Source organism: Labrenzia sp. ATLA3 (assembly GCF_057180185.1).
Window position 1 is genome coordinate 1 of record NZ_JBXUKV010000015.1, and the last position, 19,949, is coordinate 19,949.

The window sequence follows — 19,949 nt, forward strand, 5'->3', positions numbered from 1 at the left end:
CCCATCCTTCGAGACGGGCCTGATCGGCCCTCCTCAGGATGAGGTCGAGGGAGTGGCCCGGTTTGAACTGCAGGGAAGGAATGCCGGGGTACAACCGACTTGCTTCGGTGCACCGCCTTCCTATCGCAAGACCAGCTTCCCTCACCAAGTCTCTCCCCTCAGCAACCACCCTCCCTCATCCTGAGGAAGCGCTTCAGCGCTGTCTCGAAGGATGGGCGGCAAACTCCGGCGGATTCGGCATATCCATCGAGGCGGAGGGATCGGCTCGGGTGGGACTTGGGGGATGAATCGTATCTTCCGTCCCCGCTATTCAACGTCCGTCTCTGGCTTGCAAGACCTCAGAGCTTCGATGATCTGCTCGGCCTTCACGCCCGGCACCGGGATCTTCGTTTCCCCGTAGAGGTGAACGACGGCCCCCTCGCCCTTTGCCGATTGCTCGTTAAAGATACGCACCGACTGGTTCTCGGGAATGAGCACAGCCATGGAACCGTCCTCCATGCTGAGAAGGATGGAAGACGCAATCAACGTGCAGATCATGTTTAAGCCCCACAACTGGTCAGGTAACCGGCTTTCAACCCGTTTCGAAAAACGGGCCAGCGCCTGATCTTGACCCAGCCACCTAGTAGCGGCAACCCCGAACCTTGACGGGCTTCCAGACAGTCTGCGCCGGCTGAACAAGAACCCGGCGGCTGACTGTTCGGTAGACCGCAGGTTTCTGCACCCGGTAACTTCTTGCCGGTTGCACCAGAACCTTTTCCTTCACGGAGCTGTAGAGGGCCGGTTGCCGCACGGCGACGCGGGAGGCCGACTGCACGAGCACCTTCTGGCTGACGGTGCGATAAACGGCAGGATTTTGCACCTTGCACAGGATCTTGCGACCGTTGAGAACCCGGTATTCCCATCCGATGCTGGCAGGCTGCACCAGAACCCGGCTCTGCCGAGTCTGGTAGACGGCTGGCGATGTGCGATAGCTGACCCGTTCGGGCTGCACCAGAACACGCCGTGTCTGATAGCTGTAGACAGCCGGTTTCTGCACCGTGTAGCTCGACGCCGGCTGCACGAGGACCCGTTCGTTGACCGTCTTGTAAACGGCCGGCACTGTCGCCTGTTCATAGCAGGATAAGGCATGTCCCCCCGCGAGCACGGACGTGCTGACCAACGGGGCGACGATCAGCGCGGCAAGCGCGCTCCAGAAGCTGTGACGCATGTACTTTCCCCCAGTCTGGCGCAGGAAGATCCTGCAACCATGACTTTAGGGAAGTTCCAAAAGGGGTTAAAGCCAAAAAGTTAATAAACGTTAAGAAACACCCGAGCCTCAGATGAGCCTCAGACCTTGTTCTCCGTCTCGGAACGGGCAGTCGTTTCGTAGTCAGTGTCCTCGTTGATGATGTGGCGTGCTTCTTCCGGCACCCACTCTCCCCAACGCGGCTGAAGCTGGTGGTCGACGGACACCCTGTCGTCGAATACGAAACATTCGCCTTTCCAGAGGCTGTCAGCCTCGGGCACCTTTTCCAGATAGTTCAGAATGCCGCCTTCCAGGTGGTAGACTTCCTCAAAGCCATTCTTCAGCATCCAGGCCGTTGCCTTTTCGCAACGAATGCCGCCGGTGCAGAACATGGCCACCTTCGGCTTTTTCTGAAGCTCGTCTTCGCCTTCCACCCAGTCGGGAAACTCGCGGAACGACTGGGTTTTCGGATTGAGTGCCCGCTCGAAAGTGCCAAAGGCAAATTCGTAGTCGTTGCGCGTGTCGATAACGACGACGTCCGGATCGGAAATCAGTGCGTTCCAATCCTCCGGCTTGACGTATTCGCCAACGATTTCGTTCGGATCGATCCCGTCGACGGCAAGCCGCACAATCTCCTGCTTCAGCCTCACCTTCATGCGCTTGAACACATGCCGGTGGGTCCAGGCCTCCTTGTGCTGCAGACCAGCCAGCCGCGGGTCGGACCGCAGATGCGCCAGCACCTCGCGTACACCGGCTTCCGGCCCGCAAATGGTGCCGTTGATGCCTTCGGCTGCCAGCAGCAAACTGCCGCGCACATCTCGTTCCTCACAATAGGCCTTGAGCGGGCTGCGCATCGCTTCGAAGTCATCGAGCGGTGTGAACATATAAAGGGCGGCAACGAGAAATTCGTTCATGGAGCTTGTTCTGTTTCTTGAAGGACGCCGGATCCCAAGGTGCGTCCCCTGGAGGCAAAGGCCATCACCCGGCTGATTGCGCCCTCTATACAGCCTAAGGGGCCTTGATGGAAAGTCCGCAGTTTCTCGGACCCGGCACGCGTTCAACCAGAAGACACCCCTCCGGGCACTCGCCGGAAAGGAAAAACGCTTCGCGAACCGGACATTCGTGAACCGGCGAAAGGAAGAACCAAAAAACTGAGGCGCTCAAGTCTTCAAGCGAACGCAAAGTCAGCTCTGAAACTTTATGACAGAGGCAAAAATCACCACCGGCAATCAGGTCTCAAAGAAAGACGAGATCGTGAGATATACGTCTGAATGCACAAGGTCAAAAAACGATCCCCATCCGCATTTATTTAAGGATCATTAAGCACACAACCGTACCCTTAACCTGGAATTGCCAAGTGGAGCAGGCGCACCAATAATGACCCAGTACAAGGTCACCCCGACAGGGGTGGAACGGTTCTTTTCCGAACGGGACCTGATCGTCTCGAAAACAGATACGCGCGGACGTATCACCTATGCCAACGACATCTTCCGGGATATTGCCGGGTTTGACGGTAAGGCCCTCGAGAATGCGCCACACAGCCTCATTCGCCACCCGGACATGCCCCGGTGTGTCTTCAAGCTGCTTTGGGACACCATCGAGGCCGGTGGAGAGATCTTCGCCTATGTGGTCAACATGTCCGCCAACGGCGATCACTACTGGGTGCTTGCTCACATCACACCGTCCTACGACGAGACTGGCAATATTATCGGCTATCACTCCAATCGCCGCGTGCCCAACCGGCGCATTGTCGACGATGTCATCACCCCGCTTTATGCCCAGCTAAGGCAGACAGAACAGCAGGCAGACAATCGAAAGACCGGCATGCAGGCCGGTCACGAACAGCTTGTATCGATCCTTCAATCGAAAGGCGTGAGCTATGACGAGCTCATTCACACTCTTTAACGCCACGCTCGCCTCTGGTGCCGCGATGGCTGCCGGTTCGGCGGCCATGGTCAGTGCCTTGCTTGAGCAGACGGCGGCAACCGTGGTGTGCGGTTGCCTCGTGATCCTCACCACGATGTTTGCGCTCACCGCTTTGCACCGGGCCCGGCGGGGTCTCAAAGCTGCGACGGAAGTCTGCAGCCAGGTCGGCTGGGGCAACTTCGAGGCGCGTGCCAGGGACTACACCGAAGTTGGCGAAGTTCGCGACCTGATGACCGCCATGAACCACATGATCGACCGGACGGACGCCTTCCTGCGCGAAGCCGCCGCCTCAATGACCGCGATCGAGAACAACCGCTATTACCGCCGCATCCAGCCCGGTGGCCTCAATGGCAGCTATCTGCAGAATGCGGAGATCATGAATACGGCCATCGAGACGATCAAGGGCCGTGTCGGCGCCTTCCGCCAGTCGACCGATTCCTTCGAGAGCCAGATCAGCGCGATTGCCCAAAGCCTGATGACGTCCGCTGACCAGATGACCGGAACGGCGGAAGAAATGGAAACCTCTGCCGTTTCCAACTCCGAAGTGGTGACCGCCATCGCCGACGCGGCCGACCTGACGGCGGAAAACGTGAACGCTGCAGCCTCGGCTGCAGATCACCTGTCGTCAACCGCCAGCGAGATCAGCGGTCAGATCCAGCGCTCCATCGAGATCGCACGCGCTGCCGTCGCCCAGGTCGCGCAAGGCCAGGACAAGGCAAACAGCCTGCGCACCTCGGCTGAAGCCATCGGCGAGATCATCAGCCTGATTTCTTCCATTGCCGATCAGACCAACCTGCTGGCCCTGAACGCGACCATTGAAGCTGCGCGCGCAGGCGAGATGGGCAAGGGCTTCGCCGTGGTTGCCGCCGAAGTGAAGGAACTGGCCACGCAGACAGCCAAGGCGACACAGGAAATCACCCAGTCTCTGGAAGAAGTCGACGCTGCAAGCCGCGATACGGCACAGTCCTTCGATACGATTTCCAAAACCATCACCGAGATCGAGTCGATCACCACGACGATTTCCACCGCATCTGTGAAGCAGGCCGAGGCGACGCAAGCCATTCAGGAAAACGTCACCAACACCGTAGCCTGTACTAACAGGGTCACCGGCATTGTCGACGGTGTCGCCCAGAACGCGGCAACCACCCACGCGGCCTCCAAGACGGTTCTCAGCTCGGCCGAAAGCATGTCTTCAAACGCCGGACAGCTTACCGAAGCGGTGACAGCCTTTTTCAAGTCGTTGAAAAAAGGCCCCCTCGACCAGCAGGACAGCGAAGCCGCCTGACGGCGACCTCTTGCAGGCCAACAGTCCGGGCGGTGCCGCCCGGATTGCCTCTTTTGGGGAGTTGGGTCGACGCCTCGTCCAACCTATCTTCAGGACAGAGCCCACCTCTCACCAGTTGTTCTGGAGGCCCCTATGACCATTCTCGGCGATCTGCTGTCGACCATCTTCGAGCGCCGATATCGCACGGCTACGCCCGCCCGTCGCGACAACCGGCCGACGGAAGAACTCGTAGACGCACTTGCCGGCACGGCCGGCGAAAGCACGGTCGCCGCGGCTGCCAGCACGCTCCTGCAACGGTTTCAGGATATGGAAGACGGCGAGAAGCTGCAGCTCTTCCATCACCTTGCCCACGACATGAATATCGATTCCGTTGCCGTGCGCACCGCGCTGGATGCTTACGAGGCAACGCCGAACCGGAAAACCTACACAGCCTTCATGGCAGCGGTTGAGCCCAAGCGTCAGGAACTGATCCGGCGGCTGAACCAGATCCCCGGCGCCACCGAGCAACTCGTGCGTATGCGCGCCAACCTCTTGCGCCTTGGCGGCTCCGATCCGGAACTGCAGGCACTCGACCAGGACTTTCGCCACCTGTTCATCTCCTGGTTCAACAGGGGGTTTCTGGTGCTGCGGCCGATCAGTTGGGAAAGCCCGGCGCACATCCTGGAGAAGATCATCGCCTATGAGGCCGTGCACGAAATCACGAGCTGGGAAGATCTGCGCAGCCGGCTTGCTCCGGGGGACCGGAGGTGTTTCGCCTTCTTCCACCCGTCCATGCCCGACGAACCGCTGATTTTCGTGGAAGTCGCGCTGACGGACGGCATTCCCGGCTCAATCCAGGATCTCCTGGCAGGCGAACGGGAACCGATCACGGCCGCCACGGCGCGCACTGCCGTCTTCTATTCGATTTCCAACTGCCAGGAAGGGCTGGCCCGCATTTCCTTCGGCAACTCGCTGATCAAACAGGTGGCCGCTGATCTTGCCGCTGAACTGCCGAACCTGAAGACCTTTGTCACCCTGTCACCGATACCGGGTCTAACGAAGTGGCTTTCGGCCGAAGGCATTGCCTATGAAGACGCGGACCCGAAGCAGCTGCGCACCCTTGCCGCGCATTATCTTCTGTCGGCCCGCCGCCAGGATGGGCAGCCGGCTGATCCGGTCGCCCGTTTTCATCTTGGAAACGGTGCCCAGGTGCATGCGGTCCATGCGGATGCCGATACATCGGCAAAGGGCCGGGCCCAATCTGCCGGTGTGATGGTGAATTACCTCTACGATCTCGGCAAGGTTGCCCAGAACCATGATCGCTACGCCGCCGACCGGGAGATTGCCGCGTCTTCGGACATCAAGGCCCTGGACGCAGGCGCAAAGAAACTGGATCTGCGCCCCAAGCAAACCGAACAGCAGGCCTGATCCGGTCCAGCCTCCCTTCGCATCAGGCAGCCAGCAGCTCCGGATCCGTTGCCAGGACGTCCACCGCTCCAACGGGCGTGCGCACCACGAAAATGGCGTCGAGACCGGCGTGCTGTGCGTGCGCCAGCGCTTTTTCACAGCCCATGACCATATAGGCCGTTGCCCATGCGTCGGCCGTCATGCAGCTCTCGGCAATCACCGAGACGGATAGAAGTTCATTGTTGACCGGCGCTCCCGATCGCGGGTTCATCGTGTGTGAGACCGTGCGCCCACCGGCGTTCCGGCTCTTGCGATAGGTGCCGGACGTCGCGATGGCGACATCGGAAACTTCAAGCCTCAGCGCCTCGCGGCGAACATTCGCTTCCGGCGCCTCCAAGGCCACCTGCCAGCCAACGCCACCGGCCTTGCGCCCGCTGGCCCGTATCTCGCCATCGATGCTGACCAGATGGTCCGGAAAGCCCCAGCGATGCATCACCTGGCTGAGGCGATCGACCCCGTAGCCCTTGGCGATACCGCAAAGGTCCAGCCGACAGGTCGCCGGACGGCGCAAACGTCGGTTTTTCCGGTCGAATTCCACCTCTCGCTTGCGGCTATTCCAGTCGCCTTGCAACTGCTTGGCCTTGCTCAGGTCCGGGGCGTCCGTTTCCGGTCCGAATCCCCAGGCGGACACGAGGTCGCCGACAAACGGATCGAATGCCCCCTCGGACTCCACGCATGTCAGAAGCGCAGACTCACAGACCTCGAAAGTTTCGTCCGGCAGATCGATCCAGCTTGCCGGCTCCATGCGATTGATTTCACACAGGATCGAATCCGCTTTCCAGGGCGACATCTGCCCATCCACCCGGTCGACCGCTTCTTGAAGCTCGCGCTGAAGGGCTTCGGCGTCAAAGTCGAACTCGGAATAAAAGACCACCGAATAGCGGGTTCCCATGGTTTCTCCGCTGATGACATGCCGTCCGGGAACTGAATTGGACGGGATTGCCGGAGTGCCAAGCATCTGAAACATCAATAGACATCCTCCTGATAACGACCGTCGGCCCGCAGTTTCTGAACGGTCAGGCCGAGCGGACCCAACACATCGTCAAGCGCCTTGCCCACGCCCTCGGCCATGCTGGTGCCACCACAAATCATGATGTCCGCTCCTTGCCGGACCATCCGGCGCAGCTCCTCCGCATTGGCGCGCAAAGCGTCCTGCACATAGGCGCCGCCCGGAACACGGGAAAAGCTGTAGCTGACGTTCCGGACCCGGCCGGATTTTCTGAAAGTGTCGATCTCTTCCCGGTAAAGCTGATCGGACTGCGGATCCCGGCTTCCGGCGAACAGATAGGCAGGTTTGAGAGCGTCATTTGCCCGCACCATGCCGACCAGTGGCGCAACACCCGTGCCTGCTCCGATGAGGATGACCGGAGCTTTGCCCCTGGGCATGTTGAAGCGTGCATTCGGCTGGATGAAGCCCGCTATCCGGTCGCCGGGACCAAGATCGCACAATTGCCCGGAGCACAATCCGCCCGGGTGCTTGCTGACGGCGATTTCAAGGAAACCGTCGCTGGCGCTGGAGGCGAGCGAATAAAAGCGCGGCACGTCGGATCCCTTCGGCAGGATGCCGATCAGGTCGCCAGCCTTGAAGGACGGCCCTGCTGCGCGGGAAAGACCGAACTTGCCGGGCTTCGTCTGCACCGCGCGAAATCTCAGGATGGATTTCGGCGTCTGATAGGCTTGGCCGAAGTCCTTGCGGGCAACACATTCCCATTCCTTCAGATCCGGCAGATCTGCCGTGTGCTCCACATGAAGGTCGATGCCGATCGCCTTGCCCAGATCGTGGCTCCAGGCGGCAAATTGCTGCGTTGACTGCCGGTCGACCGTGGCCATCGGCAGCAGTTCTGCGACACCCATATCCTTCAGAGCTCCCTCGACCTGTCTGGCATAGGCGCAAAACGCCGGGAAGCTTCGATCGCCGAAGCCGACGACACTGACGGCCAGATCCGTCTGGCTGCTGAACCCGGTCAGACGCGACAGAAAGCGGGAAGCAGACGCAGGTGCATCACCGTCTCCGTAAGTCGCAGCAAGGACGATCAACCGCCTTGCGGAGGGATAGGAACCGGCAAGATCGTTCATTGACGCGGTATGGACCACCAGCCCCTGCGCCTTTAACGCCGCATGAAGGCTGCGGGCGAAGCCCCAGGTGGAATTGCCTTCGCTGCCAACCAGGATGACCGTGTCCGCCCGTCCGGCAGGTACATTACCGGCAATGCGAACACTGCGCCGCACGCGGCGAACCCACGTCGCCATGCCCGAGACGAAAAGCACCGGCACACTGAGCCCGGCAATTCCCAGCACAAGCGCATAGCCCCAGGCCCCCTGCCCCGTGTGAAGCGTGTAGGCGAGCTGATAAAGGCTTTCCGCAGGCGTATTGGCACTGAAGCTCAGAAAGTCACCAGTTGCCTGGTCGATAAAGCCCGACCCTTGAGCGACCGTCAGGCCAAAGACATCCAGGGCATCGCCCTTTGCCGGAAAGACCAGTTCGCGAAGATCCGCAATGTCCACGTTTTGCAGCGCCGGCATGTCGGCAACGGCAAGGGCCGGCCCACCGGAGGATTCGGCAAATGACAGGAAGCTGTCCTCAGCCGGTGCACCGATCAGCCCGAAAGACGTCAGGGACATGAACAGACCCGTAACAGCAAGAATGCCCAGCCCGGCAACGGCAATACGGCCGGCTTCAACATGAAGACGCTGAGCAAATGTGCCGCTCGACGGTTTCAGGAGTTTGCGCCAGCCGCCGTTGCGCGTCACCAGAAGCAGGACACCGCCGACAGACAGCAGGATCATGACAGCCGCGCCGATACCAGTCGCAATCCGCCCGGTTTCACCAGCAAACAGCGAGCGGTGCAGTTCGGTAACCGTCTGGAAAAACGCTGAAGGCTGATAGGCCCCAAGGCTCACCCCCGTCGCCGGATCGACCAGATCTGCCGCAAAGCCATCGGCGTTTTCGTGATAGACAACAACCTGCCCACTTGCCCTGCGCACGATCTTCTGCGGATCGCTGAAATGCGAAACCACCCCGCTTGCAAGCGACGCGACCGTCGTGTCCTCGGCGACGGTCTGGCCAGCTGGCTGGGAAAAGCGTGCCACGGCGGGTTCCAGAGACAGAACAGCGCCAGAAATGGCCATGACTGTCACGAGAACGCCCGCAAGCAGCGTCGGCCAAGTGTGAAGGATCCTGAGCATGGGCGGTAGCCTCCGTTACATCTTGACCGACAGCTTGCCAACGAAGCCGGATCCGCCAGCACTGGCACCATTGACCAGCGGCACGGCGGCATCGTGTGGCCGGTCGCCCCAGTCTTCGACCGCGGAATCGACGACAACCTGATAACCGGCATTGATGAGCGCATCGGCGATATTGGCCCGGACCGTCAGCGAACGTCCGCTGCCGACGCTGGGTCCGGTCAGGCCGTCAATCGATCCGCCTGTGCTGGAAACGCCGCGCGCCCAGCCTTTCAGGTGGCGGTAGTATTTCGACTTCCTTCCGGCGACCCAGAGGGTCTGCTGGAACTGGCCCGCTCCGTCGACCAGATAGACGGCCAGATAGGCACCCGGACCGCCATAGGACTTCATGTCGACGGTCACATTGACGTCCTTGGCCATCGCGGTGGCGGGCATCACCAGGGCCGTTGAAAGCAGGAGAGCGCAGGCGATATTCTTCATGGCGAGTTGATCCTCGTTGCGTTAGACGCCACAAGAAGACGGGATCAAACTGACAGGCACCTGAAGCCAACCCGGAAATCCGTTCAGGCTGGTGTCAGGTTTCCATGTCAGGTGCGCCTGTCGGATGCCTAAAACGGGAGAGCGCCTTGCGCGTATTGCTGATCGAGGACGATGCCATTCTGGGCGAAGCGATCCACGACCATGTGGTCATGCAGGGCCACGGTGTGGACTGGGTCAAACGCCTTGACGAAGCCGCGCTTGCCCTCGACGCCGTGCCCTATGAACTGATCCTGCTCGACCTGAACCTGCCGGACGGGCTCGGCTTGAATTTCCTGAAGACGTTGCGCCGCGGCGGCAACCAGGTGCCGGTCATCATCGTGACGGCTCAGGACCAGGTGGCCATGCGCATCGAAGGCCTCGACAGCGGTGCGGACGATTATCTGGTCAAGCCGTTTGATCTTGCCGAACTGCGGGCCCGGCTTTCCGCCGTCGCCCGCCGCTATGCCGGCGCCCCCAATCCCGAAACGACACTCGGCGACATCACCCTGGATCTGACGCGCAAGAGCGCTGAACGGGCCGGCAAGCCGGTGGACCTGACCGCTCGTGAATGGGCTGTTCTGGAACGCTTGCTGCGTCACCGCGGCGGCATCGTCTCGAAATCCGATATCGAGGAAAGCCTCTACGCGTTCGGCGCGGAAGTCGAAAGCAACACTGTGGAAGTTTACGTCAGCCGCCTGCGCAAGAAGATCGGTGCCGATGCCATCACCACCGTGCGCGGGCTCGGCTACAAGGCCGGCGCATGAGACGGCCGCCTTCGATAACCTTCCGGCTGGCGCTGCTGCTTGGCCTGTCGACACTGCTGCTCTGGCTGGGCGCCGCCGCCATTGCCGCGCTCGTGCTGAAGCACGAGTTGACGGAAACCTTCGATGACACCCTGCGTCAGAGTGCGCTGCGCCTTCTGCCCCTTGCCGTCCATGACCTGCGCGAAAAGGAAGACCACGAGGAGCGCGAAGAATTTCGCGTGCCGGGCTTTGACGGGTTCGAAACCGAAAAATTCGGCTACCTCATTCGCGACAGGCGAGGCCGGACCCGGCTGGTCTCCGGCAACATGCCGCCTGAAAGCGCCTTTCCCGACCCGATCCCCAGCGGGTTCTTCGAAGTGGACGGCAGACGCGCCCTGTCGTTGCGCGAACGCAAGCGGGGCTACAGCATCGTGCTGGTAGAAACCGGTGATCACCGAAAGACAGTCCTGATGGACGCAGCGGGGGCCCTGCTCCTGCCGCTTGCAGCCCTGCTGCCGTTGATTGGCCTCGGCATCTGGCTGACCGTTCGGATCGCCATGCGGCCGGTTGAACGCCTGCGCCGCGAAATCGCCGAGCGCGGTCACACCAATCTCGATGGGATCGACATCGAAGGGCATCCTAAGGAACTGGCCCCGATTGCCAACGAGGTTGCCAGCCTGCTCGATCGGTTGCGGTCTGCTCTCGACGCGGAACGGGCATTTTCCGCCATGAGCGCCCATGAATTGCGAACCCCGATCGCCGGTGCTCTTGCCCAGGTGCAACAGCTTTCCGAAGAACTTGCGAACCTGCCGCAACGCGCCAGGGCACAATCGGTAGAAGCTGCGCTGAAGAATCTGTCGGCGCTTTCGGAGAACCTCCTCCGTCTCGCCCGTCTGGAAGCGGGCTTTGCTCGGGCCGACCGGGAAACAGACCTCATGCCGATCCTGAAGTTCCTTCTGCGCGATGCGCAAGATGTGAGCCTTTCGATCCATCCGAACGCCGATCTCACCATCGCAATCAATCCGGATGCTTTCAGCATCGTGATCTCGAACCTCGTTGAGAATGCTCGCCGGCACGGCGGCGATAAGGCCCTCATCACCGTGATTGCGGGGCCAGGCAAGAAGCTCGCCGTTGCCAATACAGGCACGGTAGTTGCCGCTGAAACCCTTCGAAAGCTTGGCGAGAAATTCGTCCGCGGCGAAACACAGGCGCGTGGAACCGGCCTCGGACTTGCGCTGGTAAAGACAATTGCCGACCAGACCGGCGGCACATTGGCGCTGGCCTCCCCGCGGCAAGGCCACACAGACGGTTTCGAGGTGATCTTGTCCTGGCCGGGACCTTCCGTAGGGTCAATCCACAAGTGATATGGGGCCAGACCATAGGCTTCCCGGTTCACTACTAAGGGAAGTTGAAGAAGAATACTCGCCTGCCGCGAATTTGTTTGATAATCTGAGATTGGCGAGAGGAGATCCTTGCTATCCCGGATTGAAGCGGCCTCTGCACATTTGGGGACGCCCGGAGACCATTGCCGGTGAAAAAGCCAGCAACCTCCAGGCGCGCAGACCGCTTATGGGACCTCGTCACGCCGGAAATTGTCCGAAAGGCAAAACAAAAATGACATGTTATGACAAGGCGACTGGGATGAGCGAAGACCAATATACAAAAGAGCAGCTCGAATTCCTGGAAATATTTGAACTTGCAGCAAGATATGACTGTCTGTTCCTGCTGGACTTCCATTGCTTCGATCTCTTCGATCACGACCAGACCAGTCGGCTGAGTGACGGCGAACGTGCCCAGTTGGCGGCGGCGGCAAGATATGACATTTATGCCGAAGCCATTCAAAAAGGATTTCTCCCGAAATCCAGTCCCTTCGGAGGCGTCCATGAGCAACAACGCTTTTGTTGAGCCGCTCCCCTTCTCGCTGATCGAAAACGGATTGGCGGGAGAAAAAACGCAGTTTCTGTTTCGGGTCTGGCGCGACAACGAAGGCATCATCGCGCAAGACAGCGGGATGACGCAGCTGAGCCAATACCTGCTCATGACCCTGCCAAGCGCGGAACCAGGCGACGTGCCACCGCTGACCTTTGCGGGCAAAAACAGCACTTTCCGCCGGTTCTTTCCGCATGCGCTGGAACCTGAGACCCCACGCCCGCCAACCAGCTTCCTTCCCTCCGTCTACCGCAAGGGCGTCGCGGATGCCTATCAGGTCGTGATGGATGGCGACCCGTGGTTCGACATGCAGCGCACCGGCAACAGGCTGGGAGACGGTGTTCCGGACATGACCCTGCAGCGGCTTTTAGTGAAATTCCGCACCAGTGCAGGCTTTACGCGGATCTTCTGCCTTATGACTTTGCTTGAAGTCCATTCGCGATCCTATCAATCAGATCGCACACATCGTCAGCTGAATTCGCAACAAAAATCAGATTGGCATCCAGCGTACCAGGCAAGGGTTCAACCCAGTTCAATGCATGGAAATGTGCCCGGGTGAAGCCGCAGTCGCGCCAGAAGCCATCCATGAAATTGAAGCCCTGCACCCAGCCGTAGTAAAAACCCGCGCCCCACTCGTCCAGAGCCTCGATCTGCGCCATCTGGTTCAGCAGACCGCCAAGCTTTGACCCCCGCCACTCCTTGGCGACTTCCGTCCCTCCGAGATAGACCACATCTCCGGTAATCCGCCGGCCGACGCGCGGCTGCTTGTCGCTCAAGACAACCTTGCCGCCTTCCGCGTTCGGATAGCAGCGGTGAAAATACTTGCGCCAGAAGTCCGTCAGGGTCATCGGATAGGCCATCCTGTCGAAGCGCGCACACACGCGCCCCACCATCCGGTCCTCCTCATCCACCAGCACCAGCCAGAAAGCCTGAGACGGCGTGTAGGTGTTGAGACTGGGGGTGAAATGCCCCTCCAGGCGCTTCAAACCACTCGCAGCCGCCATCGCTTCGACCACGTCGAAATCCGACCCGCGGCGCAGCGTCAGCCCCAGGCGTTGAAACTCCCTGTCTATAACGCCCCAGGCACGTTTGAGCTGCGCCTTATCCAACTCGAAATCCAGTTTATGCATGGATGTCCTGTCTGATGTCGCCCTTCATCCGCATCCCGCAAACAGCCGCCGCGCCAAACGCGGCAATCGCCTTGTTTGCTACTAGATTAGATAGGCACCGATTTTCCCTGCTTGGCTGCACGTTAAGTTGTCTGCCAAGGCGGTCAAACAAGAAAAAATATCAAGGTTAAAACTTGCGGGTACGGGACTGAAAGAATGAGGGTTTTCAACCGGAGATTCACAACCTTGGCAAAGGCCTGATTATCCAGTGCACTGCAACTTCCGCTCCGGCTGTCTTGCGTCAGCAGCGCGGAAACCGATCTCAAAGGCATCGGAGCCGCGTTTCAATACACATCCTTTGATCAAGTTGTACGCCTCACCAGACGCAAATATAATGCCCGAGTTACTGCGAAATGACTTGTTGATCGACATTGATCTTGATTGGAGAGTGCGATGATAAAGCAAATCTTCCTGCTTGCTACCGTGTGCGCAATTTCAACTACCGCAATTGCCAAAGATCTTCCTGCGTCAGCCAAACCGATGACGGAGGCGGAACGGATTGACGTCTTGAGCGGCAAAAAGATCGAAGGAATTTTTTACGGCAAAAACGGCAAAAAAGCCGGAGAATGGGTCGTTGAGTGGAACGACAACGGCAACAAGATTGCGGTCGTCATCGTGAACGGTAAAAAGCCTGCAAAGAAGACACTGAAATGGGAAGTGAAAGACGGCCAGCTCTGTGAACAGGGCTTCCGGGACGAGACAATGGTCTGCGGCCATGAAAACACCTACTTCAAGGACGGCAACACCTGTTTCACCACCTTGAAAGATTCGAAATTCATCACAAACGAGTTTCCCTGCTGATCGTAGCGGCACCGCAACAAATGTCGTGGCCGTCGACCGGCGGCCGCAAGTTTCCGCAAAATGCGCAACAAGCCGAATGGCGCGCAATCGCAACGCACCAGCAGTTTCAGATTTCAAGGAGAAGAAAATGGTGGGTGAGTGGGGGCTCGAACCCCAGACCCGCTGATTAAGAGTCAGCTGCTCTACCAACTGAGCTACACACCCAAAGCGACAGGACCGCGAGAACCGCACGGCACGTCGGATGGCGGGTGTATATAGTGCGATGTCCTTTCGCGCAACGGTTTTTATGACAATTTTTTATCACGGCAGCCGTGCAGCAAATGCAGGCTTTTGAAAAACGGGCGTAGCCGGAAGGAAAGCTCGCGAAAGCCGCCCAAAAGGCAACTTTCAGAAACATCTATGTTCTTTTGCGCAATTTTCGAAATTAAGGCTTGACCGGTCATATCCGCCTTACTAGGGTGCGGCGCATCAAGACCGGGGCAGACGTCACGGGCTTGAGCCAGTTCGTTGACGCCGCTTTCTTAGCGGCTTGCCTCAGACTGGCGGGACATTCCCGGTTCCGGGGAGTTTCTGAACGACGTCGAACCAGGCCAGACGGCCTGCAGCATCAAAGGACCGGGACGACATGGCTATGTCGCTCATTCTAGTAGTAGTAGGAAAGCGCGCCTCCGCGGCGGGATAACCCCGTACGGACAGGATGGCGCGCGACCAAGGCTCCCAAAGGGGCCTTTTTTTGTACCCGCCTCCTGACGTTGCCTCTTCCACCACTGCCCGGATCTTTGACGCCGCATGCGTCGGGCCAGACAGACAGTTTTGATTCAGTTGGCCCATTTGGGCACGGCTGAAAGAAGAACAGACAGTAAGTTGAGCCAAAGCCTGACGAACAGGCGAGAATGCAAGGACGAAACGAATGACACGGGAAATGACCGGCGCCGAAATGGTCATCCAGGCGCTGAAAGACCAGGGAGTTGACACAATCTTCGGCTACCCGGGCGGTGCTGTGCTTCCCATTTACGACGAGATCATTCAGCAGGAAGGTCTGGAGCATATTCTCGTACGGCACGAACAAGGCGCAGGTCATGCCGCGGAAGGCTATGCCCGCTCCACCGGCAAGCCCGGTGTTGCCCTGGTCACCTCCGGCCCCGGCGCCACCAATATGGTGACCGCCCTGACCGACGCCATGCTGGATTCCATTCCGCTGGTTTGCATTTCCGGTCAGGTGCCGACGCATCTGATCGGCAACGATGCGTTTCAGGAATGCGACACGGTCGGCATCACCCGCCCCTGCACCAAGCACAACTGGCTGGTGCGCGACGTCGACGACCTGCCGCGCATCCTGCACGAAGCCTTCTATGTCGCAACCTCTGGCCGTCCGGGCCCGGTTGTTGTCGACATTCCGAAGGACGTTCAGTTCGCGACCGGCACCTATCAGGGCCCGACGCCGAACCCGGCCGCCGCGCACAAGAGCTACCGTCCGCAGATGAAGGGCGATGCCGCCAGCGTCCGCATGGCCGCCGAAATGATGGCAGCCGCCAAGAAACCGGTTCTCTATACCGGTGGTGGCGTGATCAACTCCGGCCCACAGGCCTGCCAGTTGCTGCGTGAACTGGTATCGCTGACCGGGTTCCCGATCACCTCGACCCTGATGGGCCTCGGCGCTTATCCGGCCTCCGGTGACAACTGGCTCGGCATGCTGGGCATGCATGGCACTTACGAAGCCAACATGACCATGCACGACTGCGATCTGATGATCTGCATCGGCGCCCGTTTCGACGACCGCATCACCGGTCGGACCGACGCCTTCTCGCCGAATTCCAGGAAGGTCCACATCGACATCGATCCGTCCTCCATCAACAAGACGATCAATGTCGACCTGCCGATCATCGGCGATGTCGCCCATGTGCTGGAAGACCTGGTGCGGATCTGGCGGTCTTCATCGCTGAAGTCCGACGCCAAGGCGATGAAAGACTGGTGGACGCAGATCGATCAGTGGCGGGCCCGCAACTCGCTCGCCTACAAGCCGAACGGCGACGTCATCATGCCGCAGTATGCGATCCAGCGGCTCTATGAACTGACCAAGCACCGCAAGACCTTCATTTCCACGGAAGTCGGTCAGCATCAGATGTGGGCGGCCCAGTTCTATGGCTTCGAGGAGCCGAACCACTGGCTCACCTCCGGTGGCCTCGGCACCATGGGCTATGGCCTGCCGGCCGCCATCGGCGCCCAGACCGCCCATCGCGACGCGCTGTGCGTGGACATTGCAGGCGATGCCTCGATCCTGATGAACATCCAGGAAATGTCGACCGCCGTTCAGTTCGGCCTGCCGGTCAAGGTGTTCATCCTGAACAACCAGTACATGGGCATGGTGCGCCAGTGGCAGCAGCTGCTGCACGGCAACCGCCTGTCCCATTCCTACACCGACAGCCTGCCGGACTTCGTCAAGCTGGCCGATGCCTATGGCGGGGTTGGGTTCCGGGTCGAAAAGCCGGGTGATCTGGACGGGGCCATCGAGGAGATGATCGCCGTCGACAAGCCGGTACTGTTCGACTGCCGCGTCGCCAATCTGACCAACTGTTTCCCGATGATCCCCTCGGGCAAGGCTCACAACGAAATGCTGCTGCCGGACGAAGCCAATGACGAAGCTGTTGCCAACGCGATCAGCGCTGAAGGCAAGTCGCTGGTTTGAGTAAACAGATGTCGCTAGCCCTAGTCATTTGCGCCTTGATACTCGCATGGCCCCTGCTGCTTCTGGGGAGCCACACGGGTACCTGTACAATGGGCGCCAATGGTCCAGCGACGACAGGGGCGCTTTTAAGCATAGTCCCGCTCACGATTGCGGTCGGTGGAAGCTATGCAGTTGCGCGGAGAAGCCGGATGGCGCTCCAAGCAACTGGAACTTCCCTCTTGCTTTTTCCGATTTTGCTATCGGTGGGCATAATCTCGACCGGCATCCAGACTTGGTGGTTTGTTCTGCAGTTCGGAACACCTTGCGGAGAAGACTATGCGTTCTACGGTGCCCCGCTCTCTAACCCAGCAAATTTGCTCATCCTGTTTTCGTACCTTGTCGCACCAACCGTCGTCGGAGCGATTTTGGTAACAGCCGTTACAATCTCAAGGACAAGCCGAAATACCTTCGGAGAAACAAAACAATGAACGCACAGAATGTTGATGCGCCTTCCGCCTACTTCCTGGCCGAAGTCAGCAATGAAATCGAAACCCACACCCTATCGCTCCTCGTCGACAACGAGCCGGGTGTTCTTGCCCGCGTGATCGGCCTGTTCTCCGGCCGTGGCTACAACATCGATAGCCTGACCGTGTCGGAAACCGAACACGAGAAGCACCTGTCCCGCATCACCATCGTGACCACCGGCACGCCGATGATCATCGAGCAGATCCGCCACCAGCTTGACCGGCTGGTGCCGGTGCACCGCGTGACGGACCTGACCGTTCGTGCCAAGCGGGCCAACCAGGACAAGCCGCTGGAGCGCGAACTCGCCCTGGTGAAGGTGGCAGGAATGGGTGAAAAACGCCTGGAAGCCTTGCGCCTTGGCGATGCTTTCCGCACCACCGTGATCGACGCGACGACGGAACATTTCGTCTTCGAGATCACCGGCCGGACTTCCAAGATCGAGCAGTTCATCTCCATCATGAAACCGCTCGGTCTGGTCGAAGTGTCCCGCACCGGCGTCGCCGCCGTTCAGCGCGGCCCGGAAGGCCTTTAAGAGATCGACATCTGATCGGAAGCCCGTCGCACCCTTTGCGGCGGGCCTTTTTTTGTTCTTTTTCCTGTTGCAGAACAGCGCCCTTAGGTGCGGACCGTTCCTGACACGCAGCAGTCTTCCTTCACGGCGATAAACTGCCCTGCTCCGCCCCCCTGTCCCTTGGCAACGGCCAAGGCTTTGCCTACATGCAACCAGCCCCCGAAACCCAAAGAGAGCCTGCCCTTGCCCTTCGACCTCCCCACCTATCTTGACCGTATTGGTCTGGAGACGTGCCCGGCGACACTCGACGGTTTGCGGGCCCTTCAGACAGCCCAGATTGGCGCTATCCCGTTCGAAAATGTCCTGCCTTTTCTGGGCAAGGTCCCGGATCTTGACCGTGACAGTCTCTGGCAAAAGCTCGTGCAAAACCGCTGCGGCGGATACTGCTTCGAGCTCAACCTACTGCTTGGCGACGCATTGGCAGCCATCGGATTTTCCGCCCGGCAGGTGCTCGCCCGGGTGCGCATGGGAGCGCCCGAAGGCGGAGCACGCACGCACCTTGCCCATGTGGTGACCTTGAATGGCGCCGAATGGCTGGTTGATGCCGGCTTCGGCGGCCAGGCTCCTGCCGAACCGGTGTGCATTTCGGCGGAGGACCAGCAGATCCGCGACCGGATCTACCGGATCCGCTTCGAAGCAGAATCAGGAGAGCATGTGCTGGAGCGGCAGACCGACGAGGGCTGGTTTGCGCTTTACGGCTTTGACCGGGTCGACGTCCGCCCTGCCGATATCGAAGCTTCCAATTTCCTGTGCGCCGCCTCACCCAGGCAATCCTTTGCGGGCAGCATGAAATTCTACCGGCTGACAGATCGCGCTTCCATCAGCTTCCTGGACGGTCGGGCCCGCTTTGTCGGCGGAGGAAGCAAGCGGGAGTGGCTGATTGAAGAAGCCGAAGACCTTGGCCGTTTCATGCGCAACGACCTGGGGCTCGGGTATGACGACGACACGGTTCGCGCCATCGCCCAGCGTTTGAAGGATCTGCACCTCCTCGACTGAGGTCGGCGCGGCAAAACGCTTTGTCAGGAGGCCTGCCGGATATCCGCAGGCCTCTCCTGTCTTAAAGCTTGCTTTCGATGTTGATGGTCAGCGTCTTGCGCAGCGGCGCATCGTCCGGCCCTGTCATCGGCGCAACATGGTGCCAGGAATTGTAGGTCTTCACGAACAGGACACACTGGTTTTCCTCGAAGGGGAAGGTCTTCAGTGTCTCGACCTGATCGAGCGGCATGGCCTTGTTGATGTGGTTGAAGATCCTGGACCGGTCTTTGGGCAGACAAACCGCTGTGCCGCCGCCCCATGAATGATCCCAGGCGCCCGGCTCCATCATCGACAGAACCAGCGTGATCAATTTATGCGGAGCATCGGTGTGCGGAAGGATCTGCCCGCCATTGGCGGGCATCATGGAAAACTCGAACCGCGCGCTGACTTCGGTTTTTCGCCGGATGCGGCTCAGCAAGCTGGCCTTCCGCTGGCCGTCCTTGGAAATCACTTTCAACCGCCGAAGACCGAGATCGACGTTGTTGGCAGACAGCATGTCCAGAACATTTTGTATGAAGTCTTCAGACTTCACATGATCGTAGAAAGCCTTCCAACCCGGCGTTTTCGACAGGAATGCGTAGTAGTTGTCCGGATTGTTGATATCGGACAAGGAATACTTGTGCCCAAGGTTCGGCATGTACTTGAAGAGCGCCTTGTCCGGATAGCTCTCGACGAGTTCTCGATAGGTATCGGATGGTAGAACGTCTTTTACATAGCAGACGGGATACGGCTCATAATCAAAATGAGGCCCGTTCAATTTCAACATGGATTTGGGGTCCCTGCTCTCGCTTGGTACTGGATTACAATCAGGTAGCCGGTTGGAGATCCGGCCAAAACGCGCCCCTCCTCGCTATGTGGCACAGGCTGCCTCCGGTCAGCAACCAGTTTCCTTGGCACCGGGGAACAAAACGCGCGGGGACGCCATAC

Annotated in this window: 19 protein-coding genes and 1 tRNA gene; 11 read left to right on the plus strand and 9 right to left on the minus strand. The window is 59.4% G+C overall.

Going from position 1 to position 19,949, the window contains the following annotated elements:
* Window positions 1–306: 306 nt before the first annotated feature.
* The 3 genes from AC2A6O_RS28535 to trhO form a co-directional block, all read right to left on the minus strand.
* Window positions 307–537, minus strand: a complete 231-nt coding sequence (locus AC2A6O_RS28535; RefSeq protein ID WP_148586139.1) for a hypothetical protein — start codon at window positions 535–537, stop codon at window positions 307–309.
* Window positions 538–619: 82 nt separating this feature from the next.
* Window positions 620–1,207 carry a hypothetical protein gene (locus tag AC2A6O_RS28540; protein ID WP_148586138.1) on the minus strand — a complete coding sequence of 196 codons (588 nt, stop codon included), beginning with the start codon at window positions 1,205–1,207 and terminating at the stop codon, window positions 620–622.
* A 119-nt stretch (window positions 1,208–1,326) separates the two neighbouring features.
* The gene (gene trhO / locus AC2A6O_RS28545; RefSeq protein ID WP_148586137.1) at window positions 1,327–2,139 is read right to left on the minus strand and encodes an oxygen-dependent tRNA uridine(34) hydroxylase TrhO; all 813 of its coding nucleotides are present in this window, start codon (window positions 2,137–2,139) and stop codon (window positions 1,327–1,329) included.
* Between the two features lie 463 nt (window positions 2,140–2,602).
* On the opposite strand from trhO, the gene AC2A6O_RS28550 reads away from it, so the two are divergent.
* From AC2A6O_RS28550 to AC2A6O_RS28560, 3 genes are all read left to right on the plus strand, one after another.
* Window positions 2,603–3,130 (plus strand): PAS domain-containing protein, encoded by a 528-nt coding sequence (locus AC2A6O_RS28550; protein ID WP_148586136.1) that lies wholly within the window; start codon window positions 2,603–2,605, stop codon window positions 3,128–3,130.
* A complete protein-coding gene (locus tag AC2A6O_RS28555) occupies window positions 3,105–4,436 on the plus strand; it encodes a methyl-accepting chemotaxis protein (protein WP_498932100.1) in 1,332 nt (443 codons plus the stop codon). The genes AC2A6O_RS28550 and AC2A6O_RS28555 overlap by 26 nt, the downstream gene beginning before the upstream one ends.
* Window positions 4,437–4,568: 132 nt before the next feature.
* Window positions 4,569–5,843, plus strand: a complete 1,275-nt coding sequence (locus AC2A6O_RS28560) for a malonyl-CoA decarboxylase (protein WP_498932101.1) — start codon at window positions 4,569–4,571, stop codon at window positions 5,841–5,843.
* 22 nt (window positions 5,844–5,865) lie between these two features.
* Here AC2A6O_RS28560 and AC2A6O_RS28565 read toward each other — a convergent pair whose 3' ends face one another.
* Genes AC2A6O_RS28565 through AC2A6O_RS28575 form a run of 3 tightly spaced genes read right to left on the minus strand, consistent with a single transcriptional unit; the run spans window position 5,866 to window position 9,545 of the window.
* A complete protein-coding gene (locus AC2A6O_RS28565) occupies window positions 5,866–6,849 on the minus strand; it encodes an FAD:protein FMN transferase (protein ID WP_498932103.1) in 984 nt (327 codons plus the stop codon).
* On the minus strand, window positions 6,849–9,068 hold the full coding sequence (locus AC2A6O_RS28570; RefSeq protein ID WP_498932104.1) for a PepSY domain-containing protein: 2,220 nt from the start codon (window positions 9,066–9,068) through the stop codon (window positions 6,849–6,851). Before AC2A6O_RS28570 ends, AC2A6O_RS28565 begins: the two co-directional genes overlap by 1 nt.
* Before the next feature lie 15 nt (window positions 9,069–9,083).
* The gene (locus tag AC2A6O_RS28575; protein ID WP_006932831.1) at window positions 9,084–9,545 is read right to left on the minus strand and encodes a DUF2271 domain-containing protein; all 462 of its coding nucleotides are present in this window, start codon (window positions 9,543–9,545) and stop codon (window positions 9,084–9,086) included.
* Between the two features lie 146 nt (window positions 9,546–9,691).
* Here AC2A6O_RS28575 and AC2A6O_RS28580 point away from each other — a divergent pair, with 146 nt between their 5' ends.
* The 3 genes from AC2A6O_RS28580 (at window position 9,692) to AC2A6O_RS28590 (ending at window position 12,232) form a co-directional block, all read left to right on the plus strand.
* The gene (locus tag AC2A6O_RS28580; protein ID WP_148586131.1) at window positions 9,692–10,348 is read left to right on the plus strand and encodes a response regulator; all 657 of its coding nucleotides are present in this window, start codon (window positions 9,692–9,694) and stop codon (window positions 10,346–10,348) included.
* Window positions 10,345–11,691, plus strand: a complete 1,347-nt coding sequence (locus AC2A6O_RS28585) for a sensor histidine kinase (RefSeq protein WP_498932106.1) — start codon at window positions 10,345–10,347, stop codon at window positions 11,689–11,691. The genes AC2A6O_RS28580 and AC2A6O_RS28585 overlap by 4 nt, the downstream gene beginning before the upstream one ends.
* A 277-nt stretch (window positions 11,692–11,968) precedes the next feature.
* Window positions 11,969–12,232: a hypothetical protein gene (locus AC2A6O_RS28590; RefSeq protein ID WP_498932108.1), complete on the plus strand. Its 264-nt coding sequence runs from the start codon at window positions 11,969–11,971 to the stop codon at window positions 12,230–12,232.
* A 437-nt stretch (window positions 12,233–12,669) separates the two neighbouring features.
* Here the strand turns inward: AC2A6O_RS28590 and AC2A6O_RS28595 are convergent, their stop codons facing one another.
* Entirely contained in the window at window positions 12,670–13,386 is a 717-nt protein-coding gene (locus AC2A6O_RS28595; RefSeq protein WP_148586128.1) for a hypothetical protein, read from the minus strand.
* A 420-nt stretch (window positions 13,387–13,806) separates the two neighbouring features.
* Between AC2A6O_RS28595 and AC2A6O_RS28600 the strand changes: the two genes are divergently transcribed.
* On the plus strand, window positions 13,807–14,226 hold the full coding sequence (locus AC2A6O_RS28600; protein ID WP_498932110.1) for a toxin-antitoxin system YwqK family antitoxin: 420 nt from the start codon (window positions 13,807–13,809) through the stop codon (window positions 14,224–14,226).
* 128 nt (window positions 14,227–14,354) lie between these two features.
* Here AC2A6O_RS28600 and AC2A6O_RS28605 read toward each other — a convergent pair.
* Window positions 14,355–14,430, minus strand: a tRNA-Lys gene (locus AC2A6O_RS28605).
* 706 nt (window positions 14,431–15,136) lie between these two features.
* Between AC2A6O_RS28605 and AC2A6O_RS28610 the strand changes: the two genes are divergently transcribed.
* The 4 genes from AC2A6O_RS28610 to AC2A6O_RS28625 all read left to right on the plus strand — a co-directional run bounded on the left by AC2A6O_RS28610 (window position 15,137) and on the right by AC2A6O_RS28625 (window position 18,983).
* Entirely contained in the window at window positions 15,137–16,912 is a 1,776-nt protein-coding gene (locus tag AC2A6O_RS28610; RefSeq protein WP_498932111.1) for an acetolactate synthase 3 large subunit, read from the plus strand.
* 188 nt (window positions 16,913–17,100) lie between these two features.
* Entirely contained in the window at window positions 17,101–17,379 is a 279-nt protein-coding gene (locus AC2A6O_RS28615; protein WP_498932112.1) for a hypothetical protein, read from the plus strand.
* On the plus strand, window positions 17,376–17,948 hold the full coding sequence (gene ilvN / locus AC2A6O_RS28620; protein ID WP_148586123.1) for an acetolactate synthase small subunit: 573 nt from the start codon (window positions 17,376–17,378) through the stop codon (window positions 17,946–17,948). Before AC2A6O_RS28615 ends, ilvN begins: the two co-directional genes overlap by 4 nt.
* Window positions 17,949–18,170: 222 nt before the next feature.
* Window positions 18,171–18,983: an arylamine N-acetyltransferase family protein gene (locus tag AC2A6O_RS28625; RefSeq protein ID WP_498932113.1), complete on the plus strand. Its 813-nt coding sequence runs from the start codon at window positions 18,171–18,173 to the stop codon at window positions 18,981–18,983.
* A gap of 61 nt (window positions 18,984–19,044) precedes the next feature.
* Here AC2A6O_RS28625 and AC2A6O_RS28630 read toward each other — a convergent pair whose 3' ends face one another.
* A complete protein-coding gene (locus tag AC2A6O_RS28630) occupies window positions 19,045–19,788 on the minus strand; it encodes a hypothetical protein (protein ID WP_498932114.1) in 744 nt (247 codons plus the stop codon).
* Window positions 19,789–19,949 lie beyond the last annotated feature (161 nt).

What these genes read in the sequence shown, in the direction of transcription:
- AC2A6O_RS28535 (WP_148586139.1), bottom strand. Translation starts at nt 537, where the DNA reads ATGATCTGCACGTTGATTGCGTCTTCCATCCTTCTCAGCATGGAGGAC.
- AC2A6O_RS28540 (WP_148586138.1), bottom strand. Translation starts at nt 1,207, where the DNA reads ATGCGTCACAGCTTCTGGAGCGCGCTTGCCGCGCTGATCGTCGCCCCG.
- trhO (WP_148586137.1), bottom strand. Translation starts at nt 2,139, where the DNA reads ATGAACGAATTTCTCGTTGCCGCCCTTTATATGTTCACACCGCTCGAT.
- AC2A6O_RS28550 (WP_148586136.1), top strand. Translation starts at nt 2,603, where the DNA reads ATGACCCAGTACAAGGTCACCCCGACAGGGGTGGAACGGTTCTTTTCC.
- AC2A6O_RS28555 (WP_498932100.1), top strand. Translation starts at nt 3,105, where the DNA reads ATGACGAGCTCATTCACACTCTTTAACGCCACGCTCGCCTCTGGTGCC.
- AC2A6O_RS28560 (WP_498932101.1), top strand. Translation starts at nt 4,569, where the DNA reads ATGACCATTCTCGGCGATCTGCTGTCGACCATCTTCGAGCGCCGATAT.
- AC2A6O_RS28565 (WP_498932103.1), bottom strand. Translation starts at nt 6,849, where the DNA reads ATGTTTCAGATGCTTGGCACTCCGGCAATCCCGTCCAATTCAGTTCCC.
- AC2A6O_RS28570 (WP_498932104.1), bottom strand. Translation starts at nt 9,068, where the DNA reads ATGCTCAGGATCCTTCACACTTGGCCGACGCTGCTTGCGGGCGTTCTC.
- AC2A6O_RS28575 (WP_006932831.1), bottom strand. Translation starts at nt 9,545, where the DNA reads ATGAAGAATATCGCCTGCGCTCTCCTGCTTTCAACGGCCCTGGTGATG.
- AC2A6O_RS28585 (WP_498932106.1), top strand. Translation starts at nt 10,345, where the DNA reads ATGAGACGGCCGCCTTCGATAACCTTCCGGCTGGCGCTGCTGCTTGGC.
- AC2A6O_RS28590 (WP_498932108.1), top strand. Translation starts at nt 11,969, where the DNA reads ATGAGCGAAGACCAATATACAAAAGAGCAGCTCGAATTCCTGGAAATA.
- AC2A6O_RS28595 (WP_148586128.1), bottom strand. Translation starts at nt 13,386, where the DNA reads ATGCATAAACTGGATTTCGAGTTGGATAAGGCGCAGCTCAAACGTGCC.
- AC2A6O_RS28610 (WP_498932111.1), top strand. Translation starts at nt 15,137, where the DNA reads ATGACACGGGAAATGACCGGCGCCGAAATGGTCATCCAGGCGCTGAAA.
- AC2A6O_RS28615 (WP_498932112.1), top strand. Translation starts at nt 17,101, where the DNA reads ATGGCGCTCCAAGCAACTGGAACTTCCCTCTTGCTTTTTCCGATTTTG.
- ilvN (WP_148586123.1), top strand. Translation starts at nt 17,376, where the DNA reads ATGAACGCACAGAATGTTGATGCGCCTTCCGCCTACTTCCTGGCCGAA.
- AC2A6O_RS28630 (WP_498932114.1), bottom strand. Translation starts at nt 19,788, where the DNA reads ATGTTGAAATTGAACGGGCCTCATTTTGATTATGAGCCGTATCCCGTC.